A 16,572-nucleotide genomic window follows, 5' to 3' on the forward strand; every position below is an offset into this window, starting at 1 on the left:
GGCTCAGCGCGCAAGACTCAGGACAGGCTGGCCAGCCATTCGTCGTCGGAGCCTTCGTTGACTCCTTCGAACAGGAGGGTGCTGAGGTAGCGCTCGCCGGTGTCGGGCAGCATGGCCAGGATCACCGAGCCCGGCGCCGCGCCTTGCGCGAGCTCGAGCGCGGCGGCCACGGTGGCGCCGGCGGAAATGCCGACGAACACGCCCTCCTCGGCCGCGAGCCGGCGCGCGGTGTCGCGCGCGAGCAGGTCGTCGACCGGCAGGATCGCGTCGGCGGCCTGCGGGTTGAGCACCTCGGGGATGAAGTCCGGGGTCCAGCCCTGGATCTTGTGCGGTTGCCATTCCTTGCCGCTGAGCAGCGACGCGCCGGCCGGTTCGGACACCGTCACGCGCACTTCCGGCCGCGCCAGTTTCAGCATCTCGCCGACGCCGGTCAGGGTGCCGCCGGTGCCCCAGCCGGTGACGAAGTGATCGAGCCGGCGGCCTGCGAAGTCCTGCAGGATTTCGGCCGCGGTGGTCTGGCGGTGATAGGCCGGATTGGCCGGGTTCTGGAATTGGCGGGCGAAGAACCAGCCGTGCTGCTTGGCCAGTTCTTCGGCGCGCCGGACCATGCCGCTGCCGCGCTCGGCGGCCGGGGTCAGGATCACCTTGGCCCCGTACGCGCGCATCAGCTTGCGACGCTCGATCGAGAAGGTTTCCGCCATCGTCGCCACGAACTTGTAGCCGCGCGCCGCGCACACCATCGCCAAGGCCACGCCGGTGTTGCCCGAGGTCGCTTCGACCACGGTGTCGCCGGGCTTGAGCAGGCCGCGCGCTTCGGCGTCGAGGATGATCGCGATCGCCAGGCGGTCCTTGACCGAGCCGCCGGGATTGAAGGATTCGACCTTGGCGTACAAGGTCACGTGCGAGGGCGCGATGCGGTGCAGGCGCACGATCGGCGTGCGGCCTATCGTGTCGAGAATGCTGTCGTGGATCATGGCGTACGGCTCCTGAGCGGGGGCGGGAGTAGGAGTGCAGGCGGGCGGGGCGGGCTAGCGCCGGCCCGAGGCGCGGTTGCGGGCGATCCGCCACATTCGGCAAACCTTACACGCGCCGAGCGGCTTCATCCGGCCACACGGGCATGTCGGGGCCCGCCAGGCGTCAACCAATGGCCCACGCGAACGTTAACGCAGGGCCGCTAGAATCGCCCGGCTGGGCCTACACGCGCCTGTTGCGGCCCTGCGTCCAGCCTCCCTCCCGTGTTCCCCGTTCAGAGAACCGCATGCGCCTTGCCCCCGGATTCCGTGCAGCTTGCTCCCGCGTCGGCTGCACGCTCGTTGTCGTACTGGCCTTGGCGGCCTGCAGCAAGGGCGAGGAACGCCAACCCGGTGGCGGCGGCGACCGGCCGGTGCCGGTGACCATCCAGGCCGCCGCGATGCGGCCCTGGAACGACACCGTGCAAGCGCTGGGCAACGTCAAGGCGCGCGAATCGGTGACCGTGACCGCCAAGGTCAGCGAGACCGTGCAGCGCGTGCATTTCGATAGCGGCGACGTGGTCGCCGCGGGCGCGCCGCTGATCACCCTGACCGGCCAGGCGCAGCAGGCCGCGTTGGAACAGGCCCAGGCCACCGCCAAGGAAGCCGACAGCCTGTACCAGCGTCAGACCGAACTGGCGGGGCAGCAGTTGATCGCGCGCTCGGCCCTGGATACCCAGCGCGCCACCCGCGACGCGGCGCGCGCGCGCGTGGCGCAGATGGCCGCCGATCTCGACAACCGGGTGATCCGCGCGCCGTTCGGCGGGGTGCTCGGCATCCGCCAGGTCAGTCCTGGTTCGCTGGTCACGCCGGGCACGCCGATCGCGACCCTGGACGACACCGCGCGCGTCTACGTCGATTTCCCGGTGCCGGAAACCCTGTTGGCCGACATCGCGCCGGGCCAGCACGTCAGCGGCACCAGCGCGGCCTATCCGGGCCGCGCCTTCGAAGGCCAGGTCAGCACCGTCGACGCGCGCGTCGATCCGACCACGCGCGCGATCACCGTGCGCGGCGACTTCGCCAACGACGACCGCGTGCTGCGTCCGGGCATGCTGGTCCAGATCACCCTGGAGCGTCCGCAGCGCCAGGCCCTGCTGATTCCGGAAATCGCGGTGGTCCAGGTCGGCAACGATTCCTTCGTGTATCGGGTCAAGCCCGACGGCGCGGTCGAGCGCGCCGACGTCAAGATCGGCACGCGCCGCGAAGGTCTGGCCGAGATCGTCGAAGGCCTCAAGGCCGGCGAGCGCGTGGTGGTGGACGGCACCGGCAAGCTGCGCGTGGGCAGCAAGGTGGTCGAGGGCGGCGCCAAGCCGGCCGCGGCCGCGAAGGGCGCCGGCAATGGTTGAGCGCCCGCGCATGGCTTGCCGCTTCAGCGCGTCGCGGGGCTGAGCGACGATGAACATCTCCGATCTCTCGATCCGCCGTCCGGTGTTCGCCACCGTGATGAGCCTGCTGCTGATCACCCTGGGCGTGATGGCGTTCTCGCGCCTGACCCTGCGCGAACTGCCGGCGATCGATCCGCCCATCGTCTCGGTCGACGTGACCTATCCGGGCGCCTCGGCGGCGGTGGTCGAAACCCGCATCACCCAGGTGCTGGAGGATGCGCTGGCCGGCATCGAAGGCATCGAAACCATCGAGTCGCGCAGCGTCAACGGACGCGCCTCGATCAGCATCGAGTTCACTCTGCAGCGCGAGATCGAAGCCGCCGCCAACGACGTGCGCGATGCGGTCAGCCGGGTCACCAACCGCCTGCCCGAGGAGGCCGACCCGCCGCAGATCGAGAAGGTCGAAAGCGACGCCGACCCCATCATCTGGCTCAACATGAGCTCCAAGCAGATGGACACGCTGCAGCTGTCCGACTACGCGGAGCGCTACGTGGTCGATCGCCTGTCGTCGGTGGACGGCGTGGCCCAGGTCCGCATCGGCGGCCAGCAGCGCTACGCGATGCGGATCTGGCTGGACCGCGACGCCCTGGCCGCGCGCGACATCACCGTCAACGAGGTCGAGGCCGCGCTGCGCGCCGAGAACGTCGAGCTGCCGGCCGGACGCATCGAATCGCAAACCCGCGACTTCACCCTGCGCGTGGCGCGCAGCTACCAGAAGCCCGAGGACTTCGCCCAGATTCCGCTGCGCAAGGGCGCCGACGGCTATGTGGTACGTCTGGGCGACGTCGCCAAGATCCAGCTGGATTCGGCCGAGCGCCGCGCCTACTACCGCAGCAACGGCGAGCCCAACATCGGCCTGGGCATCGTCAAGACCTCCACCGCCAACAGCCTCGACGTGGCCCTGGCGGTGCGCAAGGCCGCCGACACCATCCGGCCCTCGCTGCCGCAGGGCACCGACATCTTCGTCGCCTTCGACACCACGGTGTTCATCGAATCGGCGGTGGAGCGCGTGTACCACACCCTGGCCGAGGCGATCGTGCTGGTGCTGATCGTGATCTGGCTGTTCCTGGGCAGTTTCCGCGCCGCCCTGATTCCGGCGGTGACGGTGCCGGTGTGCCTGATCGCCGCCTTCATTCCGCTGTACCTGTTCGGCTTCTCGATCAACCTGTTGACCCTGCTCGCCCTGGTCTTGTGTATCGGCCTGGTGGTCGACGACGCCATCGTGGTGCTGGAGAACATCCAGCGCCGCGCCGACCTGGGCGAACCCAAACTGGTCGCCGCCGCGCGCGGCACCAAGCAGGTCGCGTTCGCGGTGATCGCGACCACCGCGGTGCTGGTGGCGGTGTTCCTGCCGGTGGGCTTCATGGAGGGCAATACCGGTCGCCTGTTCCGCGAGTTGTCGGTGGCCCTGGCCGGCGCGGTCGCGATCTCGGCGTTCGTGGCGCTAACCCTGACGCCGATGATGTCGTCCAAGCTGGTGCGTCCGCACAGCGAGGAAAAATCCAACCCGATCAATCGCTGGGTCAACGCGCGCCTGGACGGGGTGAGCCGCCGCTACCGGCGCTGGCTCGACCGCAGCGTCGAGCGGCCCTGGCTGTTCGGCATCCTGATGCTGGTCGCGATCGGGCTCAGCTACGGCCTGTTCCGCTACGTGCCCTCCGAGCTCGCGCCGCCGGAAGACCGCGGATCGTTCCAGATCTCCATCATCGGCCCGGAAGGCGCTGGCTTCGACTACACCGTCAAGCAGGTCCAGCAGGTCGAGAAGATCGTCGCCGCGCACGTCGGCCCGGACAAGACCATCCAGCGCTACAACCCGCGCGTGCCCGGCGGTTTCGGCGCCAGCGAGGAAATGCACACCGGCCGCATCGCGGTGTTCCTGCAGGACTGGGACAAGCGCGACGTCAGCACCGCCGACGTCGCCGACGGCCTGCGCGCCGAACTCGGCCAGCTCACCGGCGTGCGCGCGCTGCCGCAGGTCAGCGGCGGCCTGGTGCGCACGCGCGGCCAGCCGATCCAGATCGTGCTGGGCGGCCCCGAGTACGCCGAGCTCGCGCAGTGGCGCGACAAGCTGCTCGCGCGCATCGAGAAGAACCCCGGTTTCTTCTCCGCCGACTCCGACTACAAGGAAACCCGGCCGCAGATGCGGGTCGAGATCGACCGCCAGCGCGCCGCCGACCTGGGCGTGAGCGTGACCGACATCGGCCACGCCCTGGAAACCATGATGGGCTCGCGCCGCGTCACCACCTTCGTCCAGAACGGCGAGGAATACGACGTGGTGGTGCAGTCGGACAAGGCCCTGCGCGCCTCGCCGGCCGATCTGGCCGCGATCCAGGTGCGCGCGCGCGACGGCGCGCTGGTGCCGCTGTCCAACCTGGTGACCCTGCAGGAGTTGGCCGAGCCCGGCAGCCTCAACCGCTTCAACCGCCTGCGCTCGATCACCATCAGCGCCGGCCTGTCGCCGGGTTACCGCATGGGCGACGCGATTACCTGGCTCAATCAGGCCGTGCAAGAGGAACTGCCGGATCAGGCGCAGATCGACTGGAAGGGCGAGTCGCGCGAGTACCAGGCCGCCGGCGGCGCCGTGCTGCTGACCTTCGCGCTCGCCTTGCTGGTGGTGTACCTGGTGCTGGCGGCGCAGTTCGAAAGCTTCATCCACCCGTTCGTGATCATGCTGACGGTGCCGCTGGGCGTGCTCGGCGCGCTGATCGGCCTGGCCCTGACCGGCGGCACGCTCAACCTGTTCAGTCAGATCGGCATCGTCATGCTGGTCGGCCTGGCGGCCAAGAACGGCATCCTGATCGTCGAGTTCGCCAATCAGCTGCGCGACGAAGGCCGCGCCATCCACGAGGCCATCGTCGAGTCCTCGGCGGTGCGCCTGCGCCCGATCCTGATGACCTCGATCGCCACCGTGGTCGGCGCGATTCCGCTGGTGCTGGCCGGCGGCCCGGGCTCGGCCAGCCGCGCGACCATCGGCATAGTGGTGATCTTCGGCGTGTCGTTCTCGACCCTGCTGTCGCTGTTCATCGTGCCGGCGTTCTACGTGCTGCTCGCCAAGTACACCAAGTCGCCGGAAGCGGTGGCGCACGAGCTGGAGAAGCTGGAGCGCGAGACGCCGCAGGCCGGCGGCCACGCCTGAGCCGGCGCGCGGGGAGCGGTAGGCGCCGCTCCCGCGCTCAGGCCAGTTCGATCGCGCGACCGCTTTCGCACTCGCGCATGCGCCCCAGGATCCGCAGCGCTTCGGCCTTGCCCGCCAATTCGGCGGGCCAGAGCAGACACAGACTGTCCTCGAATTCGAGCAACGCGCGCCCGGCCTCGTTCAGTCGGACCTCGACCGCGCGTTCGTCGACGAGGATGCGCTGGGCGCCGCCGTAGCCGCCGCGGCTCTGGTCGTCGCGCTCCAGGTAGATCGCGTCCATGCCGTGTTCGCGGTCCTGCGGCTCCACCTCGTAGGCGCAGACGATATGGAGCACGTCCAAGGGATCGCTCTCGGAGACGAAGCCCAGGCTGACCCACAGGCAGCCGTCTTCGCCGGAATGGACTTCCTCGATCGGATAGGTCTTCATCGCCGCCTTTTCTTCCGCGCCCGCGCGCGCCGTTTGCAGCGCGACGGTCGCACATTTAGGCTACTTGCATGAACCCACCCGCCACCGTTGCCAGCCTGCCACCGGCGGGCGAGGGCTACGTCCTGCGCCCGTGGCGCGGCGACGACCTCGCCAGCCTGATCGCGCATGCCGACGACGCCCTGGTCGCGCGCGGCGTCAGCGACCGTTTCCCGCATCCGTATACGCGCGCCGACGGCGAGCGTTTCCTGGCCGGCGAGGTGGTGAACTTCGCCGATCCGGTCTACGCGATCGAAGTCGACGGCCAGGCCTGCGGCGGCATCGGCGCGCGTCCGGGCCAGGGCGAGCGCCGCCACGGCGCCGAGTTCGGTTACTGGCTGGGCCGCGCGCACTGGAACCGCGGCCTGATGACGCGCGTGGTCGGCGCGTTCGCGCCCTGGGTCATGCGCGAACTGGAATTGCACCGTTTGTACGCGACCGTGCTCGACAGCAATCCGGCCTCGGCGCAGGTGCTGTTGAAGAACGGTTTCATCGAAGAGGGCGCGCAACGCGGCGCCGTGGTCAAGTACGGCGAACTGCACGATCTGCGCGTGTTCGCCAAGGTAAGAAGGAGTCTGCAAGATGCGCCGTGATCCTCCCCGTGGTCCGCGCCCGCCTGGCGGCGGCGATCCCTGGCGCCGCGAGGGCGGCCGCGACGAGCGCGCGCCCGGCCGCGAACGGTCGGGACAAGAGCGTTCCGGCGCCGGACGCGGAAGCGCCGGCGGCCCCGAGCGTGCGAGTACCGAGCGTCCGCCACGTCCGGGCGGCCCTTGGGCCGGTCGTGGCGAGGACAAGCCGCGTGGTGGCGAGCGCGAACGCAGCGGCGATGCGCCGCGCGGCCGCGACACGCCCTGGCGCGAACGCGCGCCGCAGCCTGCGCGCGCTGGCGAGCGTCCCGCGCCGGCCTATGGCGAGCGCGCGCGCCCGCCGCGCGAACCCGCGCAGGGTTTCCAGGTCGGCGAGCGTCTGGACGAAGCGCAACTGCAGGGCGAGGCCGCGCCACGCCGCGCGCGCGATCTCGAGCTGCGTCTGTATGGCCTCAACGCGGTGCGCGCGGCCTTCGCGCGCCGGCCGCAGGCGATCCGCAAGCTGTATCTGAGCGAGGCGCGCATTCCGGCCCTGCAGCCCTTGCTGGCCTGGTGCGTGGCCCATCGCGTCGGCTATCGCGTGGTCGAGGACGCCGATCTGGACAAGCTGGCGGCCAGCAGCCACCACGAAGGCGTGGTCGCCGACGTGCTGCGCGAGGAAAGCGCGTCGCTGTCGACCTGGCTGCGCGATCTGCCGGCCGGCCCGCAGGCCGCGCTGTGGCTGGACGGCGTGGGCAATCCGCACAACCTGGGCGCGATCCTGCGCGCGGCCGCCCACTTCGGCGTATCCGCGGTGCTGCTGCCCAAGCATTCGACCCTGGCCTTGTCCGGCGCGGCCGCGCGCGTGGCCGAAGGCGGCGCCGAAGCGGTGCCGATGGTGCGCCTGGGCCGCGGCGACAACGCCATCGCGCAGTTGCACGGCGCCGGCTTCGCGTTGGCCGCGACCCTGGTGCGTGGCGGTTCCGACCTGTTCGCCACTGCCTTGCCCGAGCGCGTGGTCTATGTGATCGGCGCCGAAGGCGAGGGCATGGACCGCGAGCTCGCGGCCAGCTGCGATCTGCGCCTGTCCATTCCTGGCAGCGGCGCGGTCGAAAGCCTCAACGTGGCTTCGGCGACGGCGGTGTTTCTGGCGGCCTGGGCGTCGCGACAGCGCGCTTGAGCGGGCGCCGCTGCGCGTTAGAAGCAAATCCCCCCTAGCCCCCCTTTTTCAAAGGGGGGAATGCTTGCCGGCGAGTTGGCCGACGTGGGCACGCGGACACGAGGGCACGAGGGCTTCCAAGGGGCTTGCGGGCATTCTCGAAGCCGTGAGCCTCTGCCGGCGAATTCGATCCCACCGATCGCCCACTAGCCCCCTTTGAGGAGGGGGCGAACGCTCGCGCAGCGGGCGTTGGGGGATTTGCTGTTGTTCTGCTGTTACTGCTGCCGCGCTAAAACAGCCGCCGCCGCTCAGCACAGACGCCGGATCGTATCCAGCACGCCCGCGTAGGCGTCGGCCTTGTCCGGGGCGGCGATCATCGCGCGCAGGCAGGACGCGGTCGCGGCCAGCTGCAGCGTGCGCATGCCTTCGTGATGCGCGGTTTCGCCGATGTCGTCCAGCGCCGCCTGCATCGCCTCGGCCGTGCTGCGCACCGCGTAGGAAAAATCGCCGGCGCTGTCGAGCACGCTGTGCAGGCTCAGCTTCACCGCGTCGACGATCTGCGAACTCACGCCGGTGCTGGCGACTGCGTTCTTGAGCTTGGCCGCGCTTTCCTGGGTCGCCGACTGCAACTGCTCGGCTCCCGCCGCCGCCATCGTGTCCACCGAGTAGATTTGCATCACGCCCTGGGTGACCGCGGCCTGCATCAGGACGTTCTGCTGCTGCTGCGCGCTTACCGCGTTTTGAAACAACAGCCCGGTCGAATGGGCCATGCTCTGGTAGATCGAGCCCATCGCCAAGGCCGGCGCTTCGCCGATGACTTTGACGTTGCTCTGGGTGACGGCATCGGTGATCTGATCGTTGACGGCGGTCGGGAAGGACATGGCGGCGTTCCTGGTCGGTGGATGGGCATTCCTTGCGCGGCCAGTCTAAGGCCGCGCAACGACGCGCGGGGCCGGTTGTGAAGCCTTGCGACGATCGGCATCGGCGGAGGGCGCCGACGGTGCCGGCGCCCACGCGAGGCAGCCCACGCGTGGGGGCTGCGCTGCCTGCCTACTCTTCCGGGACCGGCGCCGCCTTGGGCTGGCTGCCGAAGTCGCCGTCGGCGGAGGCGGCCAGATAGGCGAACACCGCATAGGCGGCGACGTTCTGCGCCAGCGCCTTGGGATCGATCTTGTCGAAGGTGTCGTCGGGGGTGTGGTGCAGGTCGAAGTAATCGCTGCCGTCCTGGGCCAGGCGCGCCCAGGCCATGCCGCGCTCGGCGATCGGCCCGATGTCCGGGCCGGGGCCGCCCTTGCCCGGCGTGTACTCGATGCCCAGCGGCGCCAGCGCTTCGGCGATCTGCTTGTCGGCGGCCTGCGCGTGCGCGGGCGCCGAACTGGAGTAGGCGTAGATGCGGCCCGCGCCGAAGTCGCTCTCGGCGCCGATCTGGTGCTTGGCGACGGCGTTGGCGTGCGCGGCCGCGTAGGCCTTGCCGCCGTACAGACCCTGCTCTTCGTTGGCGTAGGCGATCACGCGCACGCTGCGCGCCGGGCGCTGCTTCATCTCGCCGATCAGCTTGGCGGCGGCCATGGTCAGGCCGACGCCGGCGCCGTCGTCGATCGCGCCGGTGCCCAGGTCCCAGGAATCCAGGTGGCCGCCGATGATCACGACCTCATCGGGCTTCTTGCTGCCGCGGATCTCGCCGATCACGTTGTGCGAGGTGGCGGTGCCGTCCCAGCCGCAATCCAGGGCCACGCGGACCTTGACCGGGCCCTTGGCGACCAGGCGCGCGAGCTGGTCGGCATCGGGGGCGGCCAGCGCGGCGGAGGGGATCGGGGTCAGGCCTTCGTCGAAGCGGGTGATGCCGGTGTGCGGGGCGCGGTGCGAGTCGGTGCCGGCCGAGCGCATCAGCATGGCCGCCGCGCCGGCGCGGATCGCCGCCGACGGCGCCCGGCTGCGCACGCGCGAGCCCGGGCCGTAGCCGGCGCCGTCGCGCGCGCGCTGCATGCGGTAGTCGACGAAGGCGATCTTGCCGGCCAGCGAGCCGGCCGGCGCGGCTTCCAGCGCGGCCAGGTCGGCGAAGCGCACGACCTCGGCCTCGACCGTGCCGCCCGGGCTGCCGCCCAGCGCGGTCAGGGTCAGCGGCTGACGGTGCGCGCCCAGCACTTCGGCGCGTTCGCTGCGGCGCTGCCACTTGGGGAAGGTCACCGGTTCCAGCCAGACCTTGTCGAAGCCCAGCTCGCGGAACTTGGCTTCGGCCCAGGCGACCGCGCGCGCGTCGGCTTCGCTGCCGGCCAGGCGCGGGCCGACCTCGGTGGTCAGCGATTCGGTGATGCGATAGCCCAGGTCGCTGGCCAGCGCGCGTTCGCGCAGCTGGGCGACGTTGGCCAGGGCGGACTCGGGGATGCGGGTTTCGCGTTCGGCCGCGAACGCGGTGCCGCCCAGCGAGGCGACGGACAAGACGACGGCCATGGCCGCCCACAACGGTGCACGCATTCCCCAACTCCCCGGCTGCAAAGACGAAGCGTCGAGCTTAGCAACCCGCGGCGCGCAGCTTGCATGCCTCAAGTCACGCCGGACTTGAGCGTTTTTTGTCGCTGACTATCGCGGCGCTTGAGGCTGGCTCCTGCGTTTGCCGAAGTTGTCGTTTCGGGGCTGGAGTGCTCCTTGCCGTCCTATGGCGCCACAACCCCATAAGCCAGCTTCGGGGTAGGAGCGGCGTAAGCCGCGATCGCGGCAATCGGCGTAGACGAAAGCCGCGGCTCGTCTCGGCTTTCGATTGCGACAGGCCTGCTTTGTCCACCTTGCGTCGTCAATGGGATGGGTGGTCGCGGCTCACGCCGCTCCTACCCCACAGCAGAGCGAGCCCAGACAGCGCAACGGCCGCACTAGGCGGCCGTTGCGGGTGGTTCGCGATGGAGCGCGCTTACTTCTTCAGCGAATCGCGGATCTCGCGCAGCAGCAGCACGTCCTCCGGCGTGGCCGGAGCGGCGGCTTCGGCCGGCTTGCGGACCTTGTTGTAGGCCTTCAGTACCAGGAAGATCACGAACGCGATCAGCAGGAAATCGATCGCGGTCTGCAGGAACAGGCCGTATTTGATCGCGACCTCGGCCGCGACTTCCTTGCCCGCCGCGTCCAGCTGCGAAGGCTTGAGCACGTACTTCCAGTCGCTGACGCTGACGCCGCCGCTGAGGAAGCCGATCACCGGCATCACGATGCCGTCGACCAGCGCGGTGACGATCTTGCCGAACGCGGCGCCGATCACCACGCCGACCGCGAGGTCGACGACGTTGCCGCGCGAAATGAATTCCTTGAACTCGCTGATCATGCCCATGGCGGTCTCCCTGGATTGAACGGCACGGGGGTGCCTAAGGCCCGACTATACCGTCGCGGGGACGATATGGCCGTGCAGTTCGGCCACGCCTTCGAGCACGGCGTGGTAGCGGTCGCCGGGTTGCAGCGCGGCCACGCCGGCCGGTGTGCCCATGAACACCAGGTCGCCCGCGCGCAGCGCGTACAGGCGCGACAGCTCGTGCAGGATCTCGGGCACGTTCCAGACCAGATCGTCCAGCGAACCGCGCTGGCGCAACTGGCCGTTGACCTCCAGGCTGAGCGTGCGCGCGCCGAGCTCGCCGACCTCGGCCACCGGCACGATCGGGCTGATCGGGGCGGAACGATCGAAGGCCTTGCCGGTGTCCCAGGGCAGGCCCTTGGCCTTGGCCGCGGTCTGCAGGTCGCGACGGGTCAGGTCCAGGCCGACCGCGTAGCCGAACACCAACGCGTCGGCGTCGGCCGGGTCGAGCTCGCCCGCAGGCGCGTCGCGGCCCAGCGCCACCACCAGTTCGACCTCGTGGTGCAGGTCCTGGGTGCCACGCGGGTAGGGCACCGCCTCGTCGAGCGCGATCGCGTCGGCGGGCTTGAGGAAGAACACCGGACGGCCGCGGTCGGCGGCCGAGGTGGGCACGGCAGCGCCCATTTCGCGCGCATGCTCGGCGAAATTGCGACCGACGCAGTAGATGCGACGGACCGGGAACTGTCCGCCGCCGCGGACCGGAATACGGGGCTGCGGCGGTGCCGCGATCACATCGGTCATTGCGGGCCTTACAGGGGTCGGGTGGTATCGCCGCGTTCGATGCGCGCGGCATCGACGACGCGGTATTCGCCTTCGACGATGCGCGGATCGCGCGCCGCCATCGGCTGGCCGCGGCGCTTCCACAGTTTGTAGACGATGCCGGCGACGATCATGGCCGTGCCGATGACGACGCTGAACATCACCAGCAATGCCAGCAATCCCAGGCCGATCACGCCCACGGCGAAGCGCAGCAGCCGGTGGCGCGGCTTGCGCGGCTCGAAGGCGTTGCGCATGCGCTGCTGGAATTGGTGATGGTCGAAGCGGAAGCTGTGGGCGAACATTTCTTGTGTCGTGACACAATGCGGCAACAAGGCCGGACGGATGAGTATCGGACCAGCGATGGACGAGGGTGTGAGAACTTCGTTAAACCATGCCGAAGCCGGCGGTTCGGCGGCGCAGCCCTTGATTTCATTGGAGCGCATCGCCGTTGGCGGCTTCGCCGAGGCCGAGGCCAGCATCGCCGGCGACGCCGAATCGCTGCTGCTGTACCGCGACGAAACCGGGGTGCGCGCCTGGCTCAACATCTGCCCGCACGCCGGCCGCCGCCTGGACTGGGCACCGGGTCAGTTCCTCAAGAGCAAAGAGGGCCTGCTGGTATGCGCCGCGCACGGCGCCAGCTTCGAACTGGGCGGCGGTACCTGCGTGGCCGGCCCCTGCCGCGGCGAAGCGCTGCGCGCGATCGCGGTGGTAGTGCGCGATGGGGCGGTTTGGTTGGGCTGAAGCGCTGGCGCTAGAAACAAAAGCAAATCCCCCCTAACCCCCCTTTTGCAAAGGGGGGAATACCTCGGCGCGTTCCGATGCAGAGGGGGCTTCAGCGAGTTCTGAGGACGTGCGCAGCGACGTAGGTGCTAGCGCGGACTGAGCACTCGTCTGGTTGCTCCGATGCCGCTCCCTTCGCAAATGGAGCTCAGGGTGCGGCTCAAACTCGTCGCCTGCGACGCCGCGAGTTCCCCCCTTTGCAAAAGGGGGGCTAGGGGGGATTTGCTTTTGCTTTGCTCCTGCTTGCACCCAAGCAGCGCAGCCGCTCACTTACCCCAGAACAGCAGATTCACCATCAGCACCGCGATCAGCGTATAGATCAGCGACAGCGGCGCGCCGATCTTCCACAGCTCCTTGCCGGTGTAGCCGGCCGGGCCGGTGATCATCGAGATCACCGGATTGGACGCGGTCATGAAATTGTTCGAGGCCGACAGCGCCACGATTAGGGCGAACGCGGTCGGGTTGCCGCCCGCGGCCAGGGCCAGGTTGACCGCCAGCGGCACGACCACGATGGTCGCGCCGACGTGGCTGATCACCAATGAGAACAAAGTAGTAAGCAGACCGATCAACAACTCCAGCAGCCACACCGGCGTGCCCGTGGGCAGGCGCTCGATGGTGTGGCCGGCGATCCAGGCCGCCGCGCCGCTGGAGTCCATGGCCCAGCCCAGCGGTATCAGGCAGGCCATCAGGAACACGGTCTTCCAGTTGATCGCCGCGTAGGCCTCGTCGATGTTGATCACGCCCGCGATCAGCATGCCGGCCACGCCGGTCATCAGCGCGATCGACACCGGCAGGCGCGAGGACAGCGCCAGCAGCATGGCCACGGCGAAGATCGTCAGCGCCAGCTTGAGCTTGTGCGGTCGCTGCTCGCCCTTGGGGTAGTCGGTGACCACCACCAGGTCCTTGCTGGCGGCGACGTCGGCCAGGTCGGTCCAGATGCTGTGCAGCACCAGCATGTCGCCGGCGCGCAGCGGGACGTTGCGCACGTTCTCGCGCAGCACCTGCTTGTCGCGATTGACCGCCAGCAAGCTCAGGCCGGCCTGCTTGCGCAGGTGCAGGTCGCCGGCGGTCTTGCCGATGTAAGCCGAGGTGGCCGGGATCACCGCCTCGGAGATGCCGGCGCGGCTGGGATTGAACAGGTCGCCGAAGGTGCGCAGGCGCGAGGACAGGCGCAGGAAATGGTTCTGGGCGAAGTCGCTGACGTGCTGCTTGGAGCCCATCGCGCCGAGCACGCTGCCGACCCAGATGCGGGCGTCGGCCGGCGGCGACAGCCGCGACTCGTTGTCGCTCTTGAGCGCCAGCAGCAGCGGCGCGCCGCGCAGCGCTTCGGCTTCGCCCAGCGACATGCCCACCAGCGGGCTGTCGGCGGTGACGGTGAGCTCGTAGACGTCGCCTTCGATGCCGTAGGCCTTGGCGAAGTAACTCTGGGTGCGCGCCGGGGTCGCGCCCTTGTCGCTGTCGTCCTTGAGCAGTTTGTCGCCGAAGAAGTGGAAGTAGGCCAGCGACGCGGCCAGCAGGGCCAGGCCGATCGGCAGCGGCGCGAACATCTTCAGCGGTTCGATCGTGGCCGCGCCCGAGGGCAGGTTGCTGTTGGCGTTGAGCAGCAAGTCGTTGAGCAGGATCAGCGGCGAGTTGCCGACCATGGTCAGGGCGCCGCCCATCACGATCGCGGCGGCGATCGGCAGCAGCAGGCGCGGCAGCGACAGGCCGGTGCGCGAGGACAGGCGCGCGGCGACCGGCATGTACAGCGCCATCACCGACGGGTTCTGCATGAACGAGGAGTTGAGGCCGGCGACCGCGGTGGTCAGCAACAGCAGGCGCTGCTCGACGCCGTGCGCGCGCCGCAGCAGCCAGCCGGCCAGCCGGTTCAGGGCGCCGGTGCGGTCCAGGCCGGCGCCCAGGATCATGGTCGCGATGATGCTGATCACCGCGTTGCCGGAGAAACCGTTGAACAGTTCGTCGGGTTCGACCAGGCCGGACAGTCCCAGCAGCACCAGCACCACCAGGGCGACCACGTCGGCGCGGATGCGCTCGAACAGGAACATCGCCATCGTGAAGCCCACCAGCCCGAGAACGAGCTTCATGTCGGTGGTGAGCGTCAGCGCGGTGTCCATCAGGGCCGGGATTCGGGATTCGGGATTGGGGATTGGCGATAGCGGATGCGGCGATGCTCCGGGAGCATGCCTTCAGCGAAGCGTTGCGGATGCGCGATGACGTCCACTCCGAATCCCTAATCCCGAATCTCTAATCCCGGCTCTTGTCGTAGAGCAGATCCCAGACCCCGTGGCCGAGCTTCTGGCCGCGGGTCTCGAAATGCGTTTGCGGGCGCCAATCCGGCCGGGGCACGGCGCCGCGCGCGCCGGCGCGGTTGCTCAGGCCCCGGGTCGCATCCAGCACGTCCCACATCTGTTCGGCATAGTCCTGCCAATCGGTGGCGAGGTGCAAGCGACCGTCGCTGGCCAGCTTGCGCACCAGCAACTGCGCGAACTCGGGCTGGACCAGGCGGCGCTTGTTGTGGCGCTTCTTGTGCCAGGGGTCCGGGAAGTAGATCCGGACCTCGTCCAGCGAGCCGTCGGCGATCTCGTTGTTCAGCACTTCGACCGCGTCGTGGTGATACAGGCGCACGTGATCGCTACCGTCGGCGGCCAAGGCATTGAGCAGGCGGCCGACGCCGGGAGCGTGCACTTCGATCCCGATCAGATCGCGTTCGCGATCGTGCTGGGCGGCGTAGCGCAGCGCCTCGCCGTTGCCGAAGCCGATCTCGAGCACGCGTTTGGCGGAGCGCCCGAAGATCGCGTCGTAGTCGCGCGGCGCGCCTTGGTAGTCGATGCCGAAGCGCGGCCACAGCTCGTCGAAGGCGCGCTGCTGGGCCGGGGTGAAGCGGCCCTGGCGTAGCACGAAGCTGCGCACCTGGCGCCGGCCTTGCTCGACCGTGAACGGCTTGGGCGGGGTCTTGGCGCCGTCGCTGGAGAACGGGTCGGTCATCTCAGCCGATCAGCCCGTCTACCGGCGAGGACGCGCTGGCGTAGCGCTTGCGCGGGATGCGGCCGGCCTTGAACGCGGCGCGGCCGGCCTCGACCGCCAGCTTCATCGCATGCGCCATCAGGATCGGATCGCGTGCGCCGGCGATGGCGGTGTTCATCAACACGCCGTCGCAGCCCAGCTCCATCGCGATCGCCGCGTCGGAGGCGGTGCCCACGCCGGCATCGACGATGATCGGCACCTTGGCGTTCTCGACGATCTCGAGCAGGTTGTACTTGTTCTGCACGCCCAGGCCGGAGCCGATCGGCGCGGCCAGCGGCATCACCGCGACGCAGCCGATCTCTTCCAGGCGCTTGGCCAGGATCGGATCGTCGGAGGTGTAGACCATCACATCGAAGCCGTCCCTGACCAGGATCTCGGCCGCGGCCAGGGTCTGGACGACGTCGGGGAACAGGGTGCGCTGGTCGCCCAGCACCTCCAGCTTGACCAGTTTGTGGCCGTCCAACAGCTCGCGCGCCAGCCGGCAGGTGCGCACCGCGTCGTCGACGTTGTAGCAGCCGGCGGTGTTGGGCAGCAGGGTGTAGCGGTCCGGCGGCAGCACGTCGAGCAGGTTGGGCTCGCCCGGGTTCTGGCCGATGTTGGTGCGGCGGATCGCGACGGTGACGATCTCGGCAGCGGCGGCCTCGGTGGCCAGGCGAGTCTGGTCCAGATCCAGGAACTTGCCGGTGCCGGTGAGCAGGCGCGAACGGTAGGACTTGCCGGCGATGACCAGCGTGTCTGCAGCGGTGGGGGTCGTCATAGGCGGAATTATGAACGATCGACCGGGGCGCAGGGTGATCGCGAAGCGGCTTTGTCTGGGCTTTTTCAGCCCTGAGTGGGGTTCGAGCGGGGTCGCGCGTGGCGCCGGGGCTTTGGGGCAGGAGCGGCGCAAGCTGAGACGGCCTCCAAGGCAAGGCGAGGCTCGAGCCTAGAGGTAGGAGCGGCGCAAGCCGCGACCATCA

The 16,572-nt window shown here is 69.3% G+C and carries 14 protein-coding genes and 1 pseudogene; 5 read left to right on the forward strand and 10 right to left on the reverse strand.

Annotated features, from left to right (window positions below):
* Nucleotides 1-17: 17 nt before the first annotated feature.
* Entirely contained in the window at nucleotides 18-974 is a 957-nt protein-coding gene (gene cysK / locus ASE35_RS11075; protein ID WP_056179432.1) for a cysteine synthase A, read from the reverse strand.
* Nucleotides 975-1,258: 284 nt separating this feature from the next.
* Between cysK and ASE35_RS11080 the strand changes: the two genes are divergently transcribed.
* Together ASE35_RS11080 and ASE35_RS11085 are read left to right on the forward strand one after the other, a co-directional pair.
* Complete coding sequence (locus ASE35_RS11080; protein WP_057163854.1) at nucleotides 1,259-2,356, forward strand: efflux RND transporter periplasmic adaptor subunit; 1,098 nt, start codon at nucleotides 1,259-1,261, stop codon at nucleotides 2,354-2,356.
* Nucleotides 2,357-2,405: 49 nt separating this feature from the next.
* Complete coding sequence (locus tag ASE35_RS11085; RefSeq protein WP_057163855.1) at nucleotides 2,406-5,531, forward strand: efflux RND transporter permease subunit; 3,126 nt, start codon at nucleotides 2,406-2,408, stop codon at nucleotides 5,529-5,531.
* A gap of 37 nt (nucleotides 5,532-5,568) precedes the next feature.
* Here the strand turns inward: ASE35_RS11085 and ASE35_RS11090 are convergent, their stop codons facing one another.
* A complete protein-coding gene (locus tag ASE35_RS11090; RefSeq protein ID WP_057163856.1) occupies nucleotides 5,569-5,958 on the reverse strand; it encodes an Imm10 family immunity protein in 390 nt (129 codons plus the stop codon).
* Nucleotides 5,959-6,026: 68 nt separating this feature from the next.
* On the opposite strand from ASE35_RS11090, the gene ASE35_RS11095 reads away from it, so the two are divergent.
* Both ASE35_RS11095 and ASE35_RS22265 read left to right on the forward strand, forming a co-directional pair.
* A complete protein-coding gene (locus tag ASE35_RS11095) occupies nucleotides 6,027-6,587 on the forward strand; it encodes a GNAT family protein (RefSeq protein ID WP_056179444.1) in 561 nt (186 codons plus the stop codon).
* Nucleotides 6,577-7,740 (forward strand): TrmH family RNA methyltransferase, encoded by a 1,164-nt coding sequence (locus ASE35_RS22265; protein ID WP_082611233.1) that lies wholly within the window; start codon nucleotides 6,577-6,579, stop codon nucleotides 7,738-7,740. The genes ASE35_RS11095 and ASE35_RS22265 overlap by 11 nt, the downstream gene beginning before the upstream one ends.
* Before the next feature lie 626 nt (nucleotides 7,741-8,366).
* On the opposite strand, the pseudogene ASE35_RS11105 reads toward ASE35_RS22265, so the two are convergent.
* The 5 genes and pseudogenes from ASE35_RS11105 to ASE35_RS11125 form a co-directional block, all read right to left on the reverse strand.
* Nucleotides 8,367-8,600, reverse strand: a pseudogene (locus tag ASE35_RS11105) (RebB family R body protein); the annotation flags it as partial.
* A 169-nt stretch (nucleotides 8,601-8,769) separates the two neighbouring features.
* Entirely contained in the window at nucleotides 8,770-10,170 is a 1,401-nt protein-coding gene (locus tag ASE35_RS11110) for a M28 family peptidase (protein WP_157489444.1), read from the reverse strand.
* A 454-nt stretch (nucleotides 10,171-10,624) separates the two neighbouring features.
* Nucleotides 10,625-11,032: a large-conductance mechanosensitive channel protein MscL gene (mscL, locus tag ASE35_RS11115; RefSeq protein ID WP_056179452.1), complete on the reverse strand. Its 408-nt coding sequence runs from the start codon at nucleotides 11,030-11,032 to the stop codon at nucleotides 10,625-10,627.
* A gap of 45 nt (nucleotides 11,033-11,077) precedes the next feature.
* Complete coding sequence (locus ASE35_RS11120; RefSeq protein WP_057163858.1) at nucleotides 11,078-11,791, reverse strand: fumarylacetoacetate hydrolase family protein; 714 nt, start codon at nucleotides 11,789-11,791, stop codon at nucleotides 11,078-11,080.
* Nucleotides 11,792-11,799: 8 nt separating this feature from the next.
* On the reverse strand, nucleotides 11,800-12,111 hold the full coding sequence (locus ASE35_RS11125) for a hypothetical protein (protein WP_057163859.1): 312 nt from the start codon (nucleotides 12,109-12,111) through the stop codon (nucleotides 11,800-11,802).
* 121 nt (nucleotides 12,112-12,232) lie between these two features.
* On the opposite strand from ASE35_RS11125, the gene ASE35_RS11130 reads away from it, so the two are divergent.
* A complete protein-coding gene (locus ASE35_RS11130; RefSeq protein ID WP_235570066.1) occupies nucleotides 12,233-12,550 on the forward strand; it encodes a Rieske (2Fe-2S) protein in 318 nt (105 codons plus the stop codon).
* A 305-nt stretch (nucleotides 12,551-12,855) separates the two neighbouring features.
* On the opposite strand, the gene ASE35_RS11135 is transcribed toward ASE35_RS11130, so the two are convergent.
* From ASE35_RS11135 to ASE35_RS11145, 3 genes are all read right to left on the reverse strand, one after another.
* Nucleotides 12,856-14,703: an SLC13 family permease gene (locus ASE35_RS11135; RefSeq protein WP_056179464.1), complete on the reverse strand. Its 1,848-nt coding sequence runs from the start codon at nucleotides 14,701-14,703 to the stop codon at nucleotides 12,856-12,858.
* Between the two features lie 130 nt (nucleotides 14,704-14,833).
* On the reverse strand, nucleotides 14,834-15,574 hold the full coding sequence (gene trmB, locus ASE35_RS11140) for a tRNA (guanosine(46)-N7)-methyltransferase TrmB (protein ID WP_057163861.1): 741 nt from the start codon (nucleotides 15,572-15,574) through the stop codon (nucleotides 14,834-14,836).
* Nucleotide 15,575: 1 nt separating this feature from the next.
* The gene (locus ASE35_RS11145; protein ID WP_056179471.1) at nucleotides 15,576-16,370 is read right to left on the reverse strand and encodes a thiazole synthase; all 795 of its coding nucleotides are present in this window, start codon (nucleotides 16,368-16,370) and stop codon (nucleotides 15,576-15,578) included.
* Nucleotides 16,371-16,572: the final 202 nt, after the last annotated feature.

Source organism: Lysobacter sp. Root916, assembly GCF_001429785.1.
GTDB lineage: Bacteria > Pseudomonadota > Gammaproteobacteria > Xanthomonadales > Xanthomonadaceae > Lysobacter.